This window comes from Rhodoferax sp. GW822-FHT02A01, from assembly GCF_038784515.1.
In the GTDB taxonomy this organism is placed as follows: Bacteria; Pseudomonadota; Gammaproteobacteria; order Burkholderiales; family Burkholderiaceae_C; genus Allorhodoferax.
Map to the genome: position 1 here is coordinate 3,168,389 of NZ_CP152376.1, position 18,817 is coordinate 3,187,205.

General features: G+C 58.6%; 14 protein-coding genes, 2 pseudogenes and 1 riboswitch. All 16 genes and pseudogenes read left to right on the forward strand.

Annotation, left to right across the window (positions count from 1 at the left end; genetic code table 11):
• Nucleotides 1–62: 62 nt before the first annotated feature.
• The 16 genes and pseudogenes from AAGF34_RS14820 (at nucleotide 63) to tkt (ending at nucleotide 18,776) form a co-directional block, all read left to right on the forward strand.
• Nucleotides 63–1,367 carry a dicarboxylate/amino acid:cation symporter gene (locus AAGF34_RS14820; protein WP_342616495.1) on the forward strand — a complete coding sequence of 435 codons (1,305 nt, stop codon included), beginning with the start codon at nucleotides 63–65 and terminating at the stop codon, nucleotides 1,365–1,367.
• 98 nt (nucleotides 1,368–1,465) lie between these two features.
• Nucleotides 1,466–2,698 (forward strand): glycerate kinase, encoded by a 1,233-nt coding sequence (locus tag AAGF34_RS14825; protein WP_342621103.1) that lies wholly within the window; start codon nucleotides 1,466–1,468, stop codon nucleotides 2,696–2,698.
• 137 nt (nucleotides 2,699–2,835) lie between these two features.
• Nucleotides 2,836–3,363: pseudogene (locus AAGF34_RS14830) on the forward strand (pyruvate kinase); the annotation flags it as partial.
• 33 nt (nucleotides 3,364–3,396) lie between these two features.
• Nucleotides 3,397–4,119, forward strand: a pseudogene (locus AAGF34_RS14835) (hypothetical protein); the annotation flags it as partial.
• Nucleotides 4,120–4,248: 129 nt separating this feature from the next.
• Nucleotides 4,249–4,395: riboswitch (FMN riboswitch) on the forward strand.
• A 227-nt stretch (nucleotides 4,396–4,622) separates the two neighbouring features.
• Entirely contained in the window at nucleotides 4,623–5,738 is a 1,116-nt protein-coding gene (gene ribBA, locus AAGF34_RS14840; protein WP_342616496.1) for a bifunctional 3,4-dihydroxy-2-butanone-4-phosphate synthase/GTP cyclohydrolase II, read from the forward strand.
• Nucleotides 5,739–6,158: 420 nt separating this feature from the next.
• A complete protein-coding gene (locus AAGF34_RS14845; RefSeq protein ID WP_342616497.1) occupies nucleotides 6,159–7,082 on the forward strand; it encodes a transketolase in 924 nt (307 codons plus the stop codon).
• The gene (locus AAGF34_RS14850; protein WP_342616498.1) at nucleotides 7,079–8,029 is read left to right on the forward strand and encodes a transketolase C-terminal domain-containing protein; all 951 of its coding nucleotides are present in this window, start codon (nucleotides 7,079–7,081) and stop codon (nucleotides 8,027–8,029) included. Before AAGF34_RS14845 ends, AAGF34_RS14850 begins: the two co-directional genes overlap by 4 nt.
• Before the next feature lie 13 nt (nucleotides 8,030–8,042).
• Nucleotides 8,043–9,509 (forward strand): FGGY family carbohydrate kinase, encoded by a 1,467-nt coding sequence (locus AAGF34_RS14855; RefSeq protein WP_342616499.1) that lies wholly within the window; start codon nucleotides 8,043–8,045, stop codon nucleotides 9,507–9,509.
• A gap of 52 nt (nucleotides 9,510–9,561) precedes the next feature.
• Nucleotides 9,562–10,542, forward strand: a complete 981-nt coding sequence (locus tag AAGF34_RS14860) for an ABC transporter permease (protein WP_342616500.1) — start codon at nucleotides 9,562–9,564, stop codon at nucleotides 10,540–10,542.
• A gap of 30 nt (nucleotides 10,543–10,572) precedes the next feature.
• The gene (locus tag AAGF34_RS14865) at nucleotides 10,573–11,505 is read left to right on the forward strand and encodes a substrate-binding domain-containing protein (RefSeq protein ID WP_342616501.1); all 933 of its coding nucleotides are present in this window, start codon (nucleotides 10,573–10,575) and stop codon (nucleotides 11,503–11,505) included.
• A 69-nt stretch (nucleotides 11,506–11,574) separates the two neighbouring features.
• On the forward strand, nucleotides 11,575–13,086 hold the full coding sequence (locus AAGF34_RS14870; RefSeq protein WP_342616502.1) for a sugar ABC transporter ATP-binding protein: 1,512 nt from the start codon (nucleotides 11,575–11,577) through the stop codon (nucleotides 13,084–13,086).
• A 116-nt stretch (nucleotides 13,087–13,202) separates the two neighbouring features.
• Nucleotides 13,203–14,105 (forward strand): sugar-binding domain-containing protein, encoded by a 903-nt coding sequence (locus AAGF34_RS14875; protein ID WP_342616503.1) that lies wholly within the window; start codon nucleotides 13,203–13,205, stop codon nucleotides 14,103–14,105.
• Nucleotides 14,106–14,150: 45 nt separating this feature from the next.
• On the forward strand, nucleotides 14,151–14,918 hold the full coding sequence (locus AAGF34_RS14880) for an SDR family oxidoreductase (protein WP_342616504.1): 768 nt from the start codon (nucleotides 14,151–14,153) through the stop codon (nucleotides 14,916–14,918).
• 23 nt (nucleotides 14,919–14,941) lie between these two features.
• Nucleotides 14,942–15,736 carry an SDR family oxidoreductase gene (locus tag AAGF34_RS14885; protein WP_342616505.1) on the forward strand — a complete coding sequence of 265 codons (795 nt, stop codon included), beginning with the start codon at nucleotides 14,942–14,944 and terminating at the stop codon, nucleotides 15,734–15,736.
• Nucleotides 15,733–16,689, forward strand: a complete 957-nt coding sequence (tal, locus tag AAGF34_RS14890; RefSeq protein ID WP_342616506.1) for a transaldolase — start codon at nucleotides 15,733–15,735, stop codon at nucleotides 16,687–16,689. The genes AAGF34_RS14885 and tal overlap by 4 nt, the downstream gene beginning before the upstream one ends.
• A gap of 62 nt (nucleotides 16,690–16,751) precedes the next feature.
• Nucleotides 16,752–18,776, forward strand: coding sequence for a transketolase (tkt, locus tag AAGF34_RS14895; RefSeq protein ID WP_342616507.1), 2,025 nt, complete (start codon nucleotides 16,752–16,754; stop codon nucleotides 18,774–18,776).
• Nucleotides 18,777–18,817 lie beyond the last annotated feature (41 nt).

Sequence of the window (18,817 nt, forward strand, 5' to 3'; positions counted from 1 at the left end):
TGGAGAAGCGGCCAGCAAGAGCCGCGACCCACTGGTTCGAAATAAATATTTAGGAGACAAACATGTTGCGTCGTTTCTTTGGAAAGCTGTATGTGCAGGTGCTTATCGGCGTGAGCGCCGGTGTGCTGCTGGGGATTTTTTACCCAACCCTGGGCGCGGACTTCAAGCCATTGGGCGATGTCTTCATCAAGCTCATCAAGATGGTGTTCGCACCCATCATTTTTGCCATGGTGGTGCTGGGCATCGCCAAGATGGAGAGCATGAAGGAACTGGGCCGCGTCGGTGTAAGGGCGCTCATCTACTTTGAGGTTGTTTCCACCTTCGCGCTGGCACTCGGTCTGGTAGTGGTCAATGTGTTCAAGCCGGGCGTGGGCATGAATGTGGACCCGGCAACGCTGGACACCAAGGCGATTGCCAACTACACCGCCGCGGCATCCAAATCCGGTGGCTTTGTAGACTTTCTGGTCAACATGGTGCCCTCCAGCATCGTGGAAGCCCTGGCCAAGAATGACATTCTGCAAATCCTGGTGTTCGGCATTTTCTTTGGCGTGGCCCTGTCTCACATGGGGCGTAAGGCCAAGCCGGTAGTGGACCTGCTGGATGCCTTCTGCAACAGCATGTTCGGCATTGTGGGCATGATCATGCGCCTGGCCCCGCTGGCGGCCTTCGGCGCCATGGCCTTCACCGTGGGCAAATACGGTCTGGCTTCGCTTTCCGCGCTGGGTCAACTGATGCTGTGCATGTACCTGACTTGTGTGGCTTTCGTGTTTGTGGTGCTGGGCTTCATCGCCAAGCTATCGGGCTTTAGCATTTTCAAGTTCCTGCGCTACATCAAGGATGAAATCTTCACCGTGCTGGGCACCAGTTCTTCCGAGTCGGTGGTGCCTCAGTTGATGCGTAAGCTGGAACACATTGGAGTGTCAAAACCGGTTGTCGGCCTGGTCATACCGTCGGGTGTGACCTTCAACCCCGATGGCCAGTGTATTTACTACACTATGGCGGCGATCTTCATTGCACAGGCCACCAATACGCCGCTGTCCATGACCGACCAGATCGTTATCCTGGGCGTGCTGATGCTGACCAGCAAGGGCTCTGCAGGGGTCACCGGCTCCGGCTTCATTACCTTGGCCGCCACGCTGGCCTCTATGGGCAATATTCCGGTTGCCGGCATGGTGCTGCTGCTCGGTGTGGACCGCTTCATGTCCGAGGCCCGTGCCATTACCAACACCATTGGCAATGCCGTGGCCACTATGGCGGTGGCCCGTTGGGTGGGTGCCCTGGACATGGTCCGCATGAGCCGTGTGCTAGACCAAGACACTACCGTGGAGGCCCTCTACGAGGCCGAAGAGGCAATTGCCAAAGCCTAAGCTGCCTAGCGGACGGAGCGCAAATCATGGCGACTGAAAACTTTCAAACCGGAGCGCCAGAAAAAGAGACCCCGCTGGCAAAGGGGCCGCTGCAGTCCATGTTTGCGGCGGCCATCGCGGCCGCACAGCCCAACCAATGCATTGCGGCGCATCTGCCGGCGGTCCCGAAAGGGCGCCTGATCGTCATTGGTGCGGGCAAGGCGTCGGCCGAAATGGCGCGCGCGGTGGAGCAACATTGGAGCGGCCCGCTTGAGGGACTGGTGGTCACCCGCTACGGCTACGCCGTGCCTTGCAAGCGCATCGAAATCGTGGAGGCGGCACATCCAGTGCCCGACGATGCAGGACTCACTGCTGCACAACGCATCCTGCAAAAGGTGCAGGGACTCACCGCCGATGACACCGTGTTGTGCCTGATCTCGGGTGGCGGATCTTCTTTGCTGCCGTTGCCTCTGGAAGGCATCACCCTGGAAGACAAGCAGAGGGTGAACCGTGAGCTATTGAAGTCGGGTGCCAGCATCAGTGAAATGAACTGTGTGCGTCGCCACCTTTCTGCTATCAAAGGTGGTCGACTGGCGGCCGCTAGCTATCCTGCCAAGGTTGTGACGCTACTGATTTCGGATGTGCCAGGAGATCAGCCCTGCGACATTGCATCCGGCCCCACGGTAGGTGACTCCTCCACATGCGCCGATGCATTGGCCATCATCAAACGCTATGGCATTGTCCTGCCGGACAACGTCCGCAAGGTGCTGACCGATGGGCGAGGGGAGTCCATCAAGCCAGACGACAAACGTTTGGAAGGAATGGAAGTCCACATGATTGCCACGCCTCAAATGGCGTTGGAAGCAGCGGCGAAAGTAGCCGAAGCAGCGGGCTTGTCTGCCTACATCCTGGGTGACAGCGTGGAAGGCGAGGCGCGCGAGGTTGGCAAGGTGATGGCTGCCATGGCACTTCAGGTCGCTCGCCACGGCCAACCATTTCAGGCACCTTGCATTCTTCTGTCTGGCGGAGAAACCACCGTCACCATCCGGGGAGATGGCCGCGGTGGACGCAACGTCGAATTCCTTTTGTCGCTGGGTGTGGCCCTGCAAGGCGAACCCGGCATCCATGCGCTGGCCGGAGATACCGATGGTGTGGATGGGATTGAAGAAATAGCTGGCGCGTATTTGTCTCCGAGTACGCTGGAGCGTGCCTGGGCACTAGGCATCAATCCCAAGGACAGCCTGGACCGCAACGACGGCCATGGGTTCTTTCAGGTGCTGGGCGACTCCCTCGTCACTGGCCCCACGCTCACCAATGTGAACGATTTCCGCGCCATCCTGATCGGCCGGTAACGCGTTCTCAACAACAAGGACTTTCATGCACCGCAAACGCAATGCCAAGATCGTGGCAACCCTCGAACCCGCCAGCGCAGACCGGTCGACCATCCAAGCCTTACCACGAAAAACCCGGTGACCAGATGCGGGCACCCATGCCGCACCCCGAAATCTTTTCTGCACTGGAGGTCGGCACCGACCTGTTGCTAGACGATGGCCGGTGGCGCCGTGTCGAACCGCAAGGGTGTGAATGTGCCCGGTGTGTTGCTGCCCCTATCTGCGTTAACCGGAAAAGACCGGGCCGATTTGATCTATGGCCTGACCTTGGGAATCGACTGGATTGCCTTGTCGTTTGTTCAACGACCAGAAGACATTGTGGAAATCAAGTCCATCGTCAAGGGGCGCGCCGATATTGTGGCCAAGCTGGAAAAGCCCGCAGCCATCAACAGCCTGGAGGCCATCGTCGCCGAGAGCGATGCCATCGGCGTAGCGGTGCGGGGTGTCGCAGACCTTCTGAAGGTCGCTGCCGTGGTGGCGTATACCAGTTCAGGATATTCCGCCTTGCGCATGGCCCCTGAGAGGAAGGGCTGGGCCAGGCCGGTCAGACCATCGTGATTTCCGCCGGTGTTCCCTTTGGAACTTCGGGAACCACCAACCTGATGCGTATTGCCCAAATTGCTTAACGGGAGAGTCTACGGTGTTAATTCATCAGGCTTGCAGCATCTCCTTCCGGGGCTTCGACAGGGGCGCGCGAGGTATTGGAATTGCGAGAGGAAGACGCTTGTCGCTATCTTGGCACGGGCGTTCAGAAAACTGCTTCTCACGTCAACGGTGAACTGCGCAGCGCACTGCTGGGTCTCAATGTCATGGACCGGGATGACGTGGACCGGGTGACGATTGCGCTGGACGGTACATCCACCATCCCGCCAGGGAATGTGGATATGCAGGAATTCATGATTCTGCAAGTGGGCGCACCCAGCTTCTTCGAGATGTTGCGCTTGGGCGTGGAGGTCTTTCATTCCCTGAAGCGCCTGCTCAAGTAGCAACGCTATGCCACGGCAGTCGGTGATGATGGCGGCATTGCGCCAAACTTGCCTTCCAATGAGGCTGCCTTGCAGCTCATTGGAAGGTGTTGAGAAAGCTGGGTAGAAGGCAGGAGTAGACATTGGCCATGTGCTGGATCTGGCCAGTTCATGGACCACCTCGCCGCATCGGTCGACCAATACCCCATCATGACCATTGAGGACGGCATGGCCGAAGACTACAGTTCCGTGATTTCTCACCGCTCTGGTGAGACCGAGGACGCCACCATTGCAGACCTGAGCGTCTGTACCCTGGTCACCCAGATTAAGACGGGTTTCTTATGCCGGTCCGACCGGGGTGCCAAGTACAACCGCTTACTAATGATTGAGGGAGAACTTAGCGTCGTCATTTCCTAAGTCAATACGACGATGCCTGGAAGGGTGATTGCACTCGTACGCTCATCGCCGTTTTGCCGGGATGGTCAACAGCTGTGACGTCCACCATTCCTTTGTGCTCTAAAATTCGCTCGTCGGCCAATTGGTCGACAGCGTTCTCAGGGCGGGGTGAAACTCCCCACCGGCGGTAAGGCAGCAATGCCAAGCCCGCGAGCGCCCGATGTCAAACGTCGGGGTCAGCAGATCTGGTGAGATTCCAGAGCCGACGGTCACAGTCCGGATGAAAGAGTAGCGCGATACCAAACTCCATCTGCCTTGCTGGTCAGGTGCGTCTGTGCTCGTGTGCCCTGATTCTTTGTTCTTTCTTTTACTGAAGAGTTCATGAATCAGTTTGTTTTTACCCACCCGCTTTACACCTCCCACTGGCCCCCATGGGGCGCTCAGTTCTGTGTGAATCCTTGCGGCCGTTCGATACGGCCGCCGCTGACAGATATTTCGAGTTTGATTGAATTGGAGTGCAAGGTATGAGTGGAAATGGTTTTGCGACGGTCCCCGAGTTGGTGGCTGACATCAAGGCAGGAAAAATGGTGATCCTCGTCGACGACGAAGGACGCGAGAACGAGGGGGATGTGATCCTGGCGGCTGAGCACGTAACGCCCGAGGCGATCAACTTCATGGCCCGCTATTGCCGCGGACTCATTTGCCTGACCCTGACTCCTGAGCGTTGCGACCAACTGGGATTGACTCCCATGGTGAGCAATAACGGCACCAAGCATGGCACTGCATTCACCGTGTCGATTGAGGCTGCCGATGGGATAGATACAGGGATATCCGCAGCAGACCGCTCCACTACTGTCCGGGTGGCGGTGGCCAAGGATGCCAAATCGACCAATCTGGTGAGCCCTGGTCACGTTTTCCCTCTGCGGGCGGCTAATGGGGGGGTGCTTATGCGCGCTGGCCACACGGAGGCAGGTTGCGACCTGGCTGAAATGGCGGGCCTCATGCCTGCCTCGGTCATTTGCGAAGTCATGAACGACGATGGAACCATGGCCCGAGTTCCTGACCTGATGATATTCGCCCAACAGCATGGGCTCAAACTTGGCAGCATTGCGGACTTGATCAAGTACCGCACCGAAAGTGAGCAGTTGGTCTCGCTCAAGGGCAAGCGCTCCATCACCAACAGCTTTGGAAAATTCGAGCTGCAGACCTACCAGGATCGCTTTGGTGGTGTTCACCTTGCCATGGTGGCCGGGACTTGGTCCTCGGATGAGGCTGTCATGGTTCGCGTGCACGAACCGCTGTCGGTTTTGGATTTTCTGGAAGACGTTGATGGCGCTCATTCCTGGCCGCTGCCGGCTGCACAGAAAGCCATTCAAGCTGAGGGCAAAGGGGTCATCCTGTTACTCAACGTCGTGGAGAACCAAGACAATCTGGTTCGCAATGCAATGGGTGAGGCTGAGAAACCGGCCCCGAAGACTGGAAAGATCGATAGCGATCTACGCTCCTATGGCGTAGGCGCACAAATCCTACGTAGTCTTGGTCTCAAGCACATCAAGGTGCTGGGCAACGAGCGGCGCTTTCCCAGCATGGGTGGCTTCGAGCTCAATGCCGTGGAGTTTGTCGGCCACGCCAAGCCCTGAGCTTAGCTCGTACCAATCCCTTTGAAACGCCCAGCACTACTGGGCGTTTTTGTTGTGACGGAAAAAACAAAGGCACTTCGACCAAAGGTGCGCTCTGTGGCAACCGCGTCCCTTTTCAGTACCTACGGATTCATGTGTCGTTCAATGGGTTTGACCGAGGTGCGTGGATGGCAGCTGCCACTGTTGAGGACCGCACGTGCCTCTTGCAAGGCACTTGGCGCAGCTGAGGAAAGCTGGCAGAGCTAGTTCGAAGGCTTTTTGACCAACTGTCTCGACCAGTGTGTCGATGCCGCGCTTTCGATGACCCTGATCAGGTATCCCTCAATTCCTACCGACAAACCCTTGATCTGGGGAAAACCCTAGTGCATAACGATTCAACAGTGAATATACTAATGCATAACAAGTCAATTGTGAATAAATATGCAACATACTCAAAAGGCAACCGGTGTCGAGGTCTCGGCTCCTCTGGTGGTCGATGGCGCTGCGGTATCGCAGTGGCGTGCACGTCGTCAGGACTTTGTGCAGGCCGATGAAAGTAAAAAGATCGAACGGTTGGCGGCAACCAGCCGCTTCATTCGCAGCCAAGTCCTCACCACGATCAACACCGCAGGCCTGGGTCACATCGGTGGCGACTTCTCGGTGACGGACATTCTGGTCACCCTCTATGAAGGTGTTTTGGCCGTAGACCCGGCCAACATCAGCCTGCCCACCCGTGACCGCTTCATCCTGAGTAAAGGCCACTGCGCGGCAGCCCTGTATTCCGTTCTGGCCCACAGTGGCTACTTCAGCGCTGACCGCTTGGTGCATTTCGCCAAGGACCTGTCTCCGCTGAACGGCCACCCCAACCGCAACAAAATCCCTGGCGTCGAAACCAATACCGGTCCTCTGGGGCATGGCTTGCCGGTGGGCGTGGGTTGTGCAACGGCTGCCAAGCTGCAGGGTTTGAATTTCCGGACCTATGTAGTGGTCGGCGACGGCGAACTGCAGGAAGGCAGTAATTGGGAGGCGGCCATGTACGCTGCCCAGCAGAAGCTTGGAAACCTCACGCTGATCGTGGACCGCAATCGCCTGCAGCAAGGTGCCACCACGGCCGAGACCAACGAGCTTGAGCCCCTGGCGGACAAGTGGACCGCCTTCGGCTGGGAAACCCACGTCATCAACGGGCACTCGTATGAAGAACTTCTGCATGTGCTTTCCATGGCCCCCGGTGAACGCCCCCGCGCAGTGATCGCCAACACGGTCAAGGGCAAGGGCGTGTCGTTTATGGAGAACGGGGTGGAGTGGCACCACAAGGTCCCAAGCGCCGCCCAGTACGAAGCAGCAATGAAAGAGGTGGCAGCGTGAGCAAGGTTGATAGCAGCGTAGGTTTCGATTGCCGCCAGGCGTTCGCGGACGAGCTGGAAAAGATGGCGCGCGAGGATTCGCGCATTGTGGCGGTCTGCAACGATTCCGTCGGGTCGAGCAATCTGGGAGCCTTCAAGAAGGCGTTCCCCAATCGCCTGGTCAATGTCGGCATCGCCGAACAGAACATGGTTGGCGTGGCCGCAGGCCTGGCCAACGCAGGTATGCGTCCTTTTGTGTGTGCCGCATCGCCCTTCCTGACAGGTCGCGCGCTGGAGCAGATCAAGGCAGACGTGGTGTATTCCAACTTCCCCGTAGTCCTCTGCGGCATGAGCCCCGGAATGGCATACGCCGAACTGGGACCAACCCACCACTCCATCGAAGATCTGGCGTGGACACGTGCCATCGGCGACTTGACCGTTGCCGTTCCGGCCGACCCCGATGAAACTCGTGCCACCATGCGCTGGGCCCTGAAATCCGGCCGCCCCTGCTTCATGCGCATCGGCCGCACCAAGGTACCAGCCGTATCCCGCGAAGGCGTGAGCTTTGAACCCGGCAAGTTCGTGACCCTGCGCGAAGGCAAGGACGTGACCATCATCGCCGCGGGCACCATGGTTGCACGCGCCCTGGATGCTGCCAGCTTTCTGTCCGAAGGCGGTATCGAAGCACGCGTTATCAATGCTGCCTCCATCAAACCGGTGGACGTGCAGACCGTCGTTGCTGCTGCCAAGGAGACCAAAGGCATCGTCACCGTGGAAGAAGCCATTGTGTACGGCGGTTTGGGCTCAGCCATTTCGGAAGTGGTTGTGCAAACGCACCCCACGCGCATGCGTATTCTGGGCGTGACCGGGCTTGCACCGACCGGTTCCACAAACTTCCTGTTCGAGTACTTTGGTCTCACTGGACCTGGCATTGCCAAGGCTGCACTAGAGTTGATTGAAAACGCCTAAGTCGGATATCAACATGAGCCACATACTTGCCATTGACCAGGGAACCAGCGCCACGAAATGCGTGCTGGTCGACACCACGGGTCGCATCGTCGCCAAAGCCAGCGCTGCACTGGGTGAAAGCTACCCCCAGCCGGGCTGGGTGGAGCAGGATGCGCAAGCCATCTGGTTGAGTGTGCTTGAAGCGGTTCGTCTGTGCATTGAACAAAAGCCGCAAGCACGTGTGGCAGCCGTGGGACTGTCCACCCAGCGGGAGTCCGCCCTGATCTGGAATCGAAAAGATGCCAGCCCAGTGACTCCGCTCCTGAGCTGGCAAGACCGGCGCACTGTGGGTTTGCTCGAAGCGTTGGCCGCCGACCATGTCACCGACATGGTGCTGGACAAATCCGGCCTGCCCTTGGACCCCATGTTCTCGGCCCTGAAGATTCGCTGGTTGCTGGACCGCGTTGACCCCGACCGCACTGCCAGCCGCAACGCAGATCTGGTTGCAGGCACTGTGGACGCCTGGCTCGTGGCCCGCCTGGGTGGCGAGAGCACCATCGAAGTGGGCAACGCATCGCGCACCCAATTGCTCAATGTGGCCAATGCCGCGTGGGATGATGACCTGCTGCGTCTCTTCAACATCCCGGTGCAGATGCTGCCCGAGATAGTTCCCTCCATCAGAAAACATGCAGACGCTGCAGGCCTGCATCCGTCCCTGGCGGGTGTTCCGGTCTCATCGGTGATGGCGGACTCCCATGCCGCGCTGTACGCCCACGGCGTGCGTGAAGTGGGCTCAGTAAAGGCCACCATGGGAACCGGATCTTCCGTCATGGGCCTGGCTCGCAAGGGCGCGCAACGGCTGGAAGGCATGTGCCTGACCGTCGGATGGGATGCAGGCACCGGTCCACGACTGGCACATGAGGGAAATATCCGGTCTGCCGGGGCAACCCTGCGGTGGGCTGCAGACCTGTTTGGCATCGACGCTGAGGTTGCAGCGGCTGAAGCCGTATTGGCTCCGGCTGGTGAACTGTGCATCGTCCCTGCCTTCTCCGGCCTGGGGGCTCCCTACTGGGACGCACGGGCTGTGGGCCTCATGAGTGGCCTCACCCTGGATACCAACCGACAGCAGGTCCTGGCTGCGGCACTGGACTCCATTGCCCACCAGGTGGCCGACGTCGTCGCAGCCGTGGATGGTGGCGGTGACAGCGTAAAGAAACTGCTGCTGGACGGAGGACCCTCCCGCAATGCCACGTTACGCGCATCGGTTGCGGCATACATCAAGCGGCCCGTGGTGCACTGCACGGATCCGGAGCTCTCGGCCCTGGGCGTCGCTCATCTGGCTGGGCTGCGTGAAGGCGTATGGGATGAAGCGGCCTTGCAAAGCCTGGCGAGATCACAGGTCACGACCGAAGTGCCGGAACGTTCCGAAGAAGAAATCTCGCGACTTCGCAGCAACTGGGCACTGGCAGTTACCAGGTCGCGCACACAACGCAGTGCCTGAACACAACGCACAAGAGACACAGCACGAAATACATGAACAAGGTAGCAAGCAAATGAATGCCGTCGAAACCAAAGCACAAACCAAGCCGAGCAGCATCGCTTGGAAAGAGCGCTTGTCGGAGCACATTCCACTCATCAGCCTCATCGTCCTGTGTGTGGTCTTTTCCATCCTCTCGGATGTGTTCCTGACCACACGCAATTTGCTCAACGTGGTGGACCAGCTGACCGTACTGGGAATCATGGCGTTGGGCATGACCGCAGTGATCGTGATTGGCGGCATTGACCTCTCGGTCGGATCGGTTCTTGCGCTGTCCATGATGGTCATGGGTTGGCTGGCCAATGTGGTCGGATGGCCCATGCCCATCGCCATCCTGGTTGGGCTCGTCGCCGGTGCACTGTGCGGCGCGTTCTCCGGCTTCCTGGTGGTCAAGGTCAACTTGCCGCCCTTCATTGCCACGTTGGCCGTGATGTCCATTGCACGCGGGCTGGCCAACATCATCACTGACGGCAGCCAGATCGTGGGCTACCCCGGCTGGTTCTCCGACCTGTCCATTGAACGCTACATGGGCTTCCTCTCCGTCTCTGTGGCGTTGTTCCTGGGTCTTACCCTGGTAGCAGGCATTTTCATGAAGTACCGCGCCACGGGGCGTGCGCTCTATGCCATTGGCGGCAGCAGCGAAGTGGCCCGCCTGGCAGGTATCTCGGTGAAACGCGTCACCTTAGGTGTCTACACGGTATGCGGCCTTCTCTCCGGCTTGGCCGGCGTGGTGATGTCCACACGCCTGGACTCTTCGCAGCCAGCAGGTGGTCAGGGCTATGAGCTCGACACCATTGCAGCGGTAGTGATTGGCGGCGCCAGTTTGTCTGGCGGCGTAGGAAGCATCTTCGGCACGCTCATGGGCGTGCTGACGATCGGTGTGTTGCGCAACGGCTTAAACCTTATCGGGACTTCGCCGTTCGTTCAGCAAATCGTGATCGGTGTCGTCATCGTCATCGCTGTGATGTTCGATACCAACAAGCGTAAGTCCCGATAAAACCATTTTTAAGTTCAATTAGGAGACGTCATGATCAAATTCAAAAAACTCGTGTTGGCTGCTGTGGCAACAACAGTGCTGGCCGGAACGGCATACGCCCAAGGCGCCGGCAAGACCATCGGCGTAGCAGTGCCCAACCTGCAAGCTGATTTCTTCAACATCATCAAGCAGGGTGTTGAAAATTACGGCAAGGAAAAAGGCTATAAGGTTGTGGTGGTCGACGCAAAAGGGGATGCTGCGACACAGGTCAATCAGATCCAAGATTTGATCGCCCAAAAGATTGACGCACTCGTCTACATTCCGGCTGGTGCAACCGCCGCGGCTGTGCCTGTTCGTGCTGCCCGAAAGGCCGGTATCCCCGTGATTAACGTGGACCGCAATGTGGACTCTGATCCTGGCGACACCTTCATCTATGGCCGCTCAGTGGCTGCTACGACTGAACTGGGCAAGTGGATTTGTGAGAAGACAGGCGGGGAGGGCACTGCTGTCATGATCCATGGCCAACGTGGCACCACCCCCGAGAAGGAACGTACCGAAGGCTTTACTGCTGGTCTGGCTTCCTGCGGCATCAAGATTTCACAACACCAGTGGACCGAACGCTGGGCTGCTGACGAAGGCAACCGCATTGCCCAGGACATGCTGCAGCGCGACCCGTCCATCAACATCATCATCGGCCAGGCCGACGGCATTGCCATGGGTGCGTCCCAGGCAGTCAAGCTGGCCAAGCCCAACCACAAGGTGTGGGTGGTTGGCTTTGACGGAGACCCGGGTGCCCTGCTGGCCATGAAGAACAACGGCACCCTGGATGCCACCGCTACACAACAGACCTGGACCATGGGCAAGATGGCTGTGGATGCTGTGACAGACGTATTGGCCGGCAAGGCTGTGCCCAAGGATCAGCCGACCGATGCCCGCGTGACCACCAAGGAAAACGTGGACCAGTTCATCAAGCAGCACCCTTAAGCCCAGTCTGGAAAGGGAAGGCGGTTATCCCCCTTCTCTTTCCAACCATTTGCACTGTCAGCACCGATCATGTCATCCACGGAATTTGTACCACCACACAACGGTCTTGTTGCCCGCAACATGGGCAAGACCTACGGCTCCATCACCGTCTTGCGCGGTGTGAACGTCGAGATCCGACCCGGCGAATGTGTGGCCCTGTTGGGTGAAAACGGTGCTGGCAAATCCACACTGTCGTCCATCATTGCCGGACTGACCCACTCCGATGCGGGCGGTCAAATGTGGTGGAAAGGTCGCCCTTACAACCCCCGCACGCCGGGAGACGCACTTCAGGCTGGCATTGGCCTGATCCACCAGGAAATGCGTTTGCTGCCCCATCTGACGATTGCCGAAAACGTGTTCGTCGGACGCCTGCTGATGAAGAACGGTCGCATCGACATGGACACCATGGTGGAGCGGGCGCAAGAGCAGTTGCATAGGCTGGGGCTGAATGTATCGGCCAGGACCAAAGTGAGCAGCCTGAGCGTTGCCGCCCAGCAGCAAGTGGAAATTGCCAAAGCCCTGACGCTCAATGCCACCATGCTCATCCTCGATGAGCCCACTGCGGCATTGGGAGAAGAGGAAACGGACCGTCTGTTCGAGCAGGTCAAACGCCTGAAGGCAGAAGGTGTCTCGTTCATATACGTAAGCCACCGCCTGGCTGAAATTGCACGTATTTGTGACCGGATCGAAGTGCTGCGCGATGGCCGTCTGGTTGCCAGCCATGCCAGTGCGCAACTGGAACGCAATCTGCTGGTGCGCGATATGGTGGGCCGCAACGTGGACCGGCTTTTCCCGGAAATTCCGACACCACCCGCAGATGCCCCAGTCGCGCTGTCGGTGCGCAAGCTGACCGCAGTGGACGGTCGCTTCAAGAATTTGAGTTTTGATGTCCGACGTGGTGAAGTCCTCGGCTTTGCCGGCATCTCGGGTGCCGGGCGCACGGAAGCTATGCGCGCCATTGCCGGCGTGGACCCGATTGCCTCGGGCGAGATTGTCATCGACGGTAAAAATGTTCGTCCCAAATCTCCTATAGACGTCATTCGCAAGGGGCTAGTCATGGTGCCGGATGATAGAAAGGCCTTGGGAGTAGTCCTGTCGCATTCGATCGCCGAGAACATTGCATACAGCAATGCCGACCTGGTGGGGGCGGGCGGATGGATCTGGCCCAAAAAGCGCGACTCCTTTGCTCAAGAATTGATTAGGAAGCTCACTGTCAAGGGCGTTCCCGAGCAATCTGCGGGTTCCCTGTCAGGGGGAAATCAACAAAAGGTCGTGATCGCCAAATGGATAGCTCGCAACCCCAACGTCATCATCTTGGATGAGCCAACTCGTGGTGTAGACGTGGGTGCTCGTGCTCAAATCTACGAGGTGATTGCCGAGCTGGCTCGCGAGGGCATGGCGGTGATTGTGGTGAGTTCTGACCTGGACGAGGTTTTGGGCTTGTCCCACCGCGTGATCGTATTGGCACGGGGCGAAGTTCGGGGTGAGCTGAAGCGTGGTGCAGCTACCAGCCAGAACGTGATGGACCTTGCGGTCCACTGAACGGTGCATTTTTAGGGTCTGGTGCGAGAATCTGCCGCATGAAAAACCACCGCGCCGCCACACCTGAAATCCTTCGTTTAGCCACACGCATTGCCAGCATGTACTTTGAGCGATCAATGGGACAAGCTCAAATTGCGGAACAGCTGGGCTTGTCCCAGGCCAAAGTCTCACGACTTTTGAAGCAATCCGAGCAGCTTGGGATTGTGAAAATCACGGTGCACGTTCCGCCTGGCGTCCATGCGGAGGTGGAGTCTCGCGTCGAAAGCCTCTTTGGCATTGACGAGTGCCTGGTGGTGGAGGTTCCTGATGCACAACTGGATGTTGACGACGCCATTTCCCAGGCATTGGCGTCTTCGGTTGCGTCCTACCTGGAGCTGATGGTACCGACTATGGAGTCCATCGCAGTGTCGTCCTGGAGCTCCACACTGTTGGCGGCAGTGAACGTGATGCGGCCCACGGCCTCTGGCGTCACGCGCCATGTGGTCCAGGCGTTTGGTGGTGTTGGGCAACCCAGTGTGCAGCGCTTTGCGACCCAGCTTACCGAACGGCTGGCGCACCTTTCTCATGCCGAGCCCACTTTCATGATGGCGCCTGGCATCGCTGCCTCACCCGAGGCCAAGCGGGCCATAGAAGCCGACGCCGCCTGTACCCATGTGCTGACCATGTTTGACAACCTGTCGGGCATTTTGATGGGGATTGGTTCCACCGCACCATCGCGCATGCTGCGTGATAGCGGCAACATTTTTTCAGACCGCGATATTGAAGAACTCAAGGCCGCAGGCGCGGTTGGCGACGTCTGTCTGCGTTTCTTTGACGCAAACGGCAAGCTGGTTCGCACAGGTCTGAATGACCGAATCATCGGCATAGAAGCCGATCAGGTGTTGAAGGCCCGCCGCCGCATTGGCGTTGCAGGCGGTCCAAGGAAGTTCGAAGCCATCAGGGGCTCCCTGCGTGGCAAATGGATTTCCACATTGATTACTGATCTCGATACGGCAAAACGGCTTATCGAGAGCCCATAGAGCAGGCCTTAGTGCCATTAGCGCAGCGATGCAAGGAGTGTCCAAGTGAATTTGTTTGATCTAAAAGATGAAGTGGCCATGGTGACCGGCGCCGGAAGCGGCATCGGTCAGCGTCTGGCGATTGGCCTGGCAGAGGCCGGCGCAGATGTGGCGTGTTTTGACTTGCCGGGACAGCAAAAGGGCTTGGAAGCGACCGTTGAAAGCATTCAGAAGTTGGGGCGCAAGGCGATCATCAGCACCGGCGATGTCACCCAAGCTGCAGACCTGAAGGCGAGCGTTGACCGCATCGAAGCCGAGCTGGGCGCACTGAGCATTGCGTTGAACTGCGCTGGCATTGCCAATGCAGCGCCTGCCGAAGACATGGGCTACGACCAGTGGCGCCGCGTGCATGCCATCAATGTGGATGGCGTGTTTCTCAGCTGCCAGGCCCAGGCACGCGTCATGCTGCCCCGAAAGAAAGGCTCCATCGTGAACATTGCTTCCATGTCGGGCTCCATCGTGAATCGCGGGCTCCTACAAGCCCACTACAACAGCTCCAAGGCCGCGGTGATCCACATGAGCAAGAGCCTGGCCATGGAATGGTCTGAACGCGGCATCCGCGTGAATTCCATCAGCCCCGGCTACACCGCCACGCCCATGAACCTTCGCCCGGAGGTGGCTGAGCAGGTCAAGATTTTTGAGCGCGACACACCGCTCGGTCGCATGGCCACGGTGGATGAGATGGTGGGCCCTGCGGTGTTCCTCTCCAGCCGGGCTGCGTCGTTTTGCACAGGCGTGGACTTGATTGTGGACGGTGGATTTGTCTGCTGGTGATTTGATTTCCGAAGGAACCCATCATGAGCAGAAGATTTGCCGGCAAGGTCGTTGTCGTCACGGGTGGCAGCAGAGGCATAGGCAAGGCCATTGCACAACGCTTTGTGCGCGAGGGGGCCAGTGTCTGTGTGGCCGCCAATGAAGCCTTGGTCCATGACACAGCAAAGCAGCTGGGCACACTGACCGTCGAAGGCGCCAAGGTCATAGGCGCAGAGTTGGATGTGACCAACAAGGAGCAAGTGAAGGCTCTCTATGCGCGTGTGGCGGTCGAACTGGGTGAGGTGGACATCTCCATCCAGAATGCCGGCGTGATCACCATTGCAAAACTCGAAGACCTGAGCGAATCCGAGTGGGACAAGGTGATGGCGGTCAACACCAAAGGGGTGTTTCTTTGCTGCCAGGAGGCTGCTGTGCGTATGCGGGCGGCTGGCAAGAAGGGGCGCCTGATCAACACCGCGTCGGGTCAAGCACGCCAGGGCTTTGTCTACACCCCCCACTACGCTGCCAGCAAGTTTGGTGTGGTGGGCATCACCCAAAGCCTGGCCAAGGAATTGGCCAAGACAGGCATCACGGTCAACGCGTTCTGCCCCGGCATCATCGAAACCGATATGTGGGCCTACAACGACGAGGCCTGGGGCAAGCTGCTTGGCAACTACAAGCCGGGCGAGCTGATGGCCGAATGGATTGAAGGCATTCCCATGGGACGCCCCGGCTCCGGCGAAGACGTGGCCGGCGTGGTGACCTTCCTGTCCTCCGACGACGCTGCCTACATCACCGGCCAGACCATCAATGTCGATGGTGGGATGTTCATGTCATGAACCAGCTCGAAGCACTGAGGCAATACACGACGGTTGTTGCGGACACTGGCGACTTTGAGCTTCTCACGCAGTTTGCGCCGCAAGACGCCACCACCAACCCGTCTCTGGTGTTGCAGGCCATTCGTGACGCCAAGTACAAGCCGCTCTTTGAACAGGTGGTGGACGCAGCGCGGGGCGCATCCGTGGAGCGCATCGCGGACCGCGTGGTCGTGGCTTTTGGCAAGGAAATCCTGCAGCGCATCCCAGGCCGGGTGTCGAGCGAAGTTGACGCCCGCCTGAGCTTTGATACGGAAGGCTCCATCCGCAAGGCCAAGGAGATACTGGCGCTCTACCAGGCGCAAGGGGTGAATACCTCTCGGGTGCTCATCAAGTTGGCATCCACCTGGGAAGGTATTCAGGCGGCCAAGGCGCTGGAGAACGAAGGCATCCATACCAACCTGACGCTGCTGTTTTCTCTGCCACAGGCGATTGCCTGCGCCAATGCCAAGGTACAGCTTATTTCGCCGTTCGTAGGACGGATCTACGACTGGTACAAGAAGTCAGCCGGAACGGGGTGGGATGAGCTTGCCCATGCAGGAGCCAACGACCCTGGCGTGCGTTCGGTGAGTCAGATCTTTGCCTGTTACAAGGCCAATGGGATCGCCACCGAAATCATGGGAGCGAGCTTCCGAAACGTGGGGCAGATATGCGCCTTGGCCGGTTGTGACTTGCTCACGATCAGCCCCAAGCTGCTGGCCGAGTTACAGGCATCTGAAGGGCCGGTAAGCCGCGCCCTGGGTACTGCGGTCACGGATGCCGCTGTACCGCCTTACCACCAGATCAGTGAACAGCAATTCCGCCTGGATCTCAATCGCGATGCCATGGCAACGGAAAAGCTGGCCGAAGGCATTCGGCAATTCGAAGCCGATGCGATTGCGCTGGAACGCATGATCCTGGACCGCATCCAGTCCTGACTTTGCCTGACTAGGCCCTCGGGCAGCCCATGGCGGGCAGCCGCTCCCTCTAAGGAATCTCTATGACGACACTTCGCGCGAACGCGCTTCGTATGTTGGCGGTCGATGCTGTCCAGGCTGCCAATTCCGGCCACCCCGGCATGCCTATGGGCATGGCCGATATCGCAGATGTGCTGTGGAACCAGCATCTGCGTCACAACCCTGCAGACCCTGCCTGGCCCAACCGAGACCGCTTTGTGCTGAGCAACGGCCATGGCTCGGCCCTGCTGTATGCGCTGCTGCATTTGTCGGGATATGACCTGCCTATTGCGGAGTTGAAGAATTTCCGCAAGATGGGAAGCAAAACGCCAGGTCACCCGGAAGTCTTTTTGACTCCTGGTGTGGAGACAACCACCGGCCCGCTCGGCCAAGGTGTGGCGAACGCCGTAGGTATGGCATTGTCGGAAAAGCTGCTGTCCAAGGAGTTCAATACGCCTGGGCATGCGGTGGTAGACCACTACACCTATGCATTCTGTGGCGACGGATGCCTGATGGAAGGTATCAGCCACGAAGCCTGCTCACTGGCTGGTACCTGGGGCCTCAACAAGCTGATTCTTTTTTGGGATGACAACGGCATTTCGATCGACGGACATGTTGAAGGTTGGTTCAGCGATGACACACCCAAACGCTTTGAAGCCTATGGATGGAACGTGATTCGCAGTGTGGATGGGCATGATGCCAACGCTATCCATGCAGCCATTGAACTAGCCAAGACCTCTGGCTCCAAGCCCACGCTGATTTGCTGCCGTACCGTTATTGGCAAGGGTTCTCCCAACAAGGCGGGTAGCCACGAGGTGCATGGTGCTCCATTGGGCAAAGACGAAATTACCGCGGTGCGCCAGGTTCTGAATTGGCCGCATGAGCCGTTCGTGGTTCCTGAGGATGTCTACACCCAATGGAGTGCCAAGGAGCGTGGCCACGCCCAGCAGGAGCAATGGACTGCGCTATTTGGAAGCCTGCAGTCGGCATATCCCGAAAAGGCTGCCGAGTTCATGCGCCGCAACCAAAGGCGGCTTCCTGAAGGTTTTGATGCGGTCTGTGCCCAGATGCTGTCCAAGTGGTCCCAGCGTGAAGGTGCGGTTGCAACGCGCAAGGCCTCACAGGAAGCCATCACCGAGCTGGCAGCACATCTGCCGGAATTTCTGGGAGGCTCTGCCGACCTGACACCATCCAATCTGACCAATTGGCCGGCATGCCGCAGCGTTCAAGCCGACACCGGTGGCAACTACGTTCACTACGGGGTGCGGGAGTTTGGTATGGCGGCCATCATGAATGGGATCTTCCTGCACGGTGGCTACCGACCGTTTGGTGGCACCTTCCTGATGTTCTCCGAGTACGCCCGCAATGCATTGCGTATGAGTGCGCTGATGCGCATTGCCCCCATTTTCGTGTTCACCCATGACTCGATTGGTTTGGGCGAGGATGGGCCAACGCACCAACCCGTGGAACAACTGGCCACCTTGCGTCTGATTCCCAACATGGATTGCTGGCGCCCCTGTGACGCGCTGGAAACGGCCGTGGCCTGGCAAACGGCTGTGAAACAGACCAGCACGCCCACATGCCTTGCACTGTCACGCCAGAACCTGCCCATGCATACACGCGATGAAGACACCGTCAAAGCCGTGAGCCGTGGGGGCTACACACTCGTGGCGGAACCCCAGGGCCAATCCCCGGAAGTCATCCTGATCGCAACCGGTAGCGAGGTGCAGTTGGCCGTATCCGCAGCAAACCAGCTGACGCAAGAAGGCACCCGCGTTCGTGTGGTCTCCATGCCCTCCATGAACTCCTTCCTGAATCAACCCAAGGACTGGCAGGAAGAGGTGTTGCCGGCCGGCGTACCCCGCCTGGCCATTGAGGCTGGTGCAACCCGCCTGTGGCGTGCCGTTGTCGGACTCGAAGGAGATGTACTGGGAATCGACACGTTTGGCGAATCCGGTGCGACCAATGACTTGGCGACCCATTTCGGCATGACAACAGAGAACGTGATTGCGCGCACCAGAACCCTGTTGAATGCAAAGGCCCCGCAAACGCTCTTGCAGCCGCAATAGCCGCTGAACCTGCGGCTTGCACATCCCGTTGACGGAAAGAA

Excerpts from the sequence above, each read along its gene's own strand:
- tkt (WP_342616507.1), top strand. The coding sequence starts at position 16,752 with ATGACGACACTTCGCGCGAACGCGCTTCGTATGTTGGCGGTCGATGCT.
- ribBA (WP_342616496.1), top strand. The coding sequence starts at position 4,623 with ATGAGTGGAAATGGTTTTGCGACGGTCCCCGAGTTGGTGGCTGACATC.
- AAGF34_RS14875 (WP_342616503.1), top strand. The coding sequence starts at position 13,203 with ATGGGACAAGCTCAAATTGCGGAACAGCTGGGCTTGTCCCAGGCCAAA.
- AAGF34_RS14820 (WP_342616495.1), top strand. The coding sequence starts at position 63 with ATGTTGCGTCGTTTCTTTGGAAAGCTGTATGTGCAGGTGCTTATCGGC.
- AAGF34_RS14825 (WP_342621103.1), top strand. The coding sequence starts at position 1,466 with ATGTTTGCGGCGGCCATCGCGGCCGCACAGCCCAACCAATGCATTGCG.
- AAGF34_RS14845 (WP_342616497.1), top strand. The coding sequence starts at position 6,159 with ATGCAACATACTCAAAAGGCAACCGGTGTCGAGGTCTCGGCTCCTCTG.
- AAGF34_RS14885 (WP_342616505.1), top strand. The coding sequence starts at position 14,942 with ATGAGCAGAAGATTTGCCGGCAAGGTCGTTGTCGTCACGGGTGGCAGC.
- AAGF34_RS14860 (WP_342616500.1), top strand. The coding sequence starts at position 9,562 with ATGAATGCCGTCGAAACCAAAGCACAAACCAAGCCGAGCAGCATCGCT.
- tal (WP_342616506.1), top strand. The coding sequence starts at position 15,733 with ATGAACCAGCTCGAAGCACTGAGGCAATACACGACGGTTGTTGCGGAC.
- AAGF34_RS14865 (WP_342616501.1), top strand. The coding sequence starts at position 10,573 with ATGATCAAATTCAAAAAACTCGTGTTGGCTGCTGTGGCAACAACAGTG.
- AAGF34_RS14870 (WP_342616502.1), top strand. The coding sequence starts at position 11,575 with ATGTCATCCACGGAATTTGTACCACCACACAACGGTCTTGTTGCCCGC.
- AAGF34_RS14855 (WP_342616499.1), top strand. The coding sequence starts at position 8,043 with ATGAGCCACATACTTGCCATTGACCAGGGAACCAGCGCCACGAAATGC.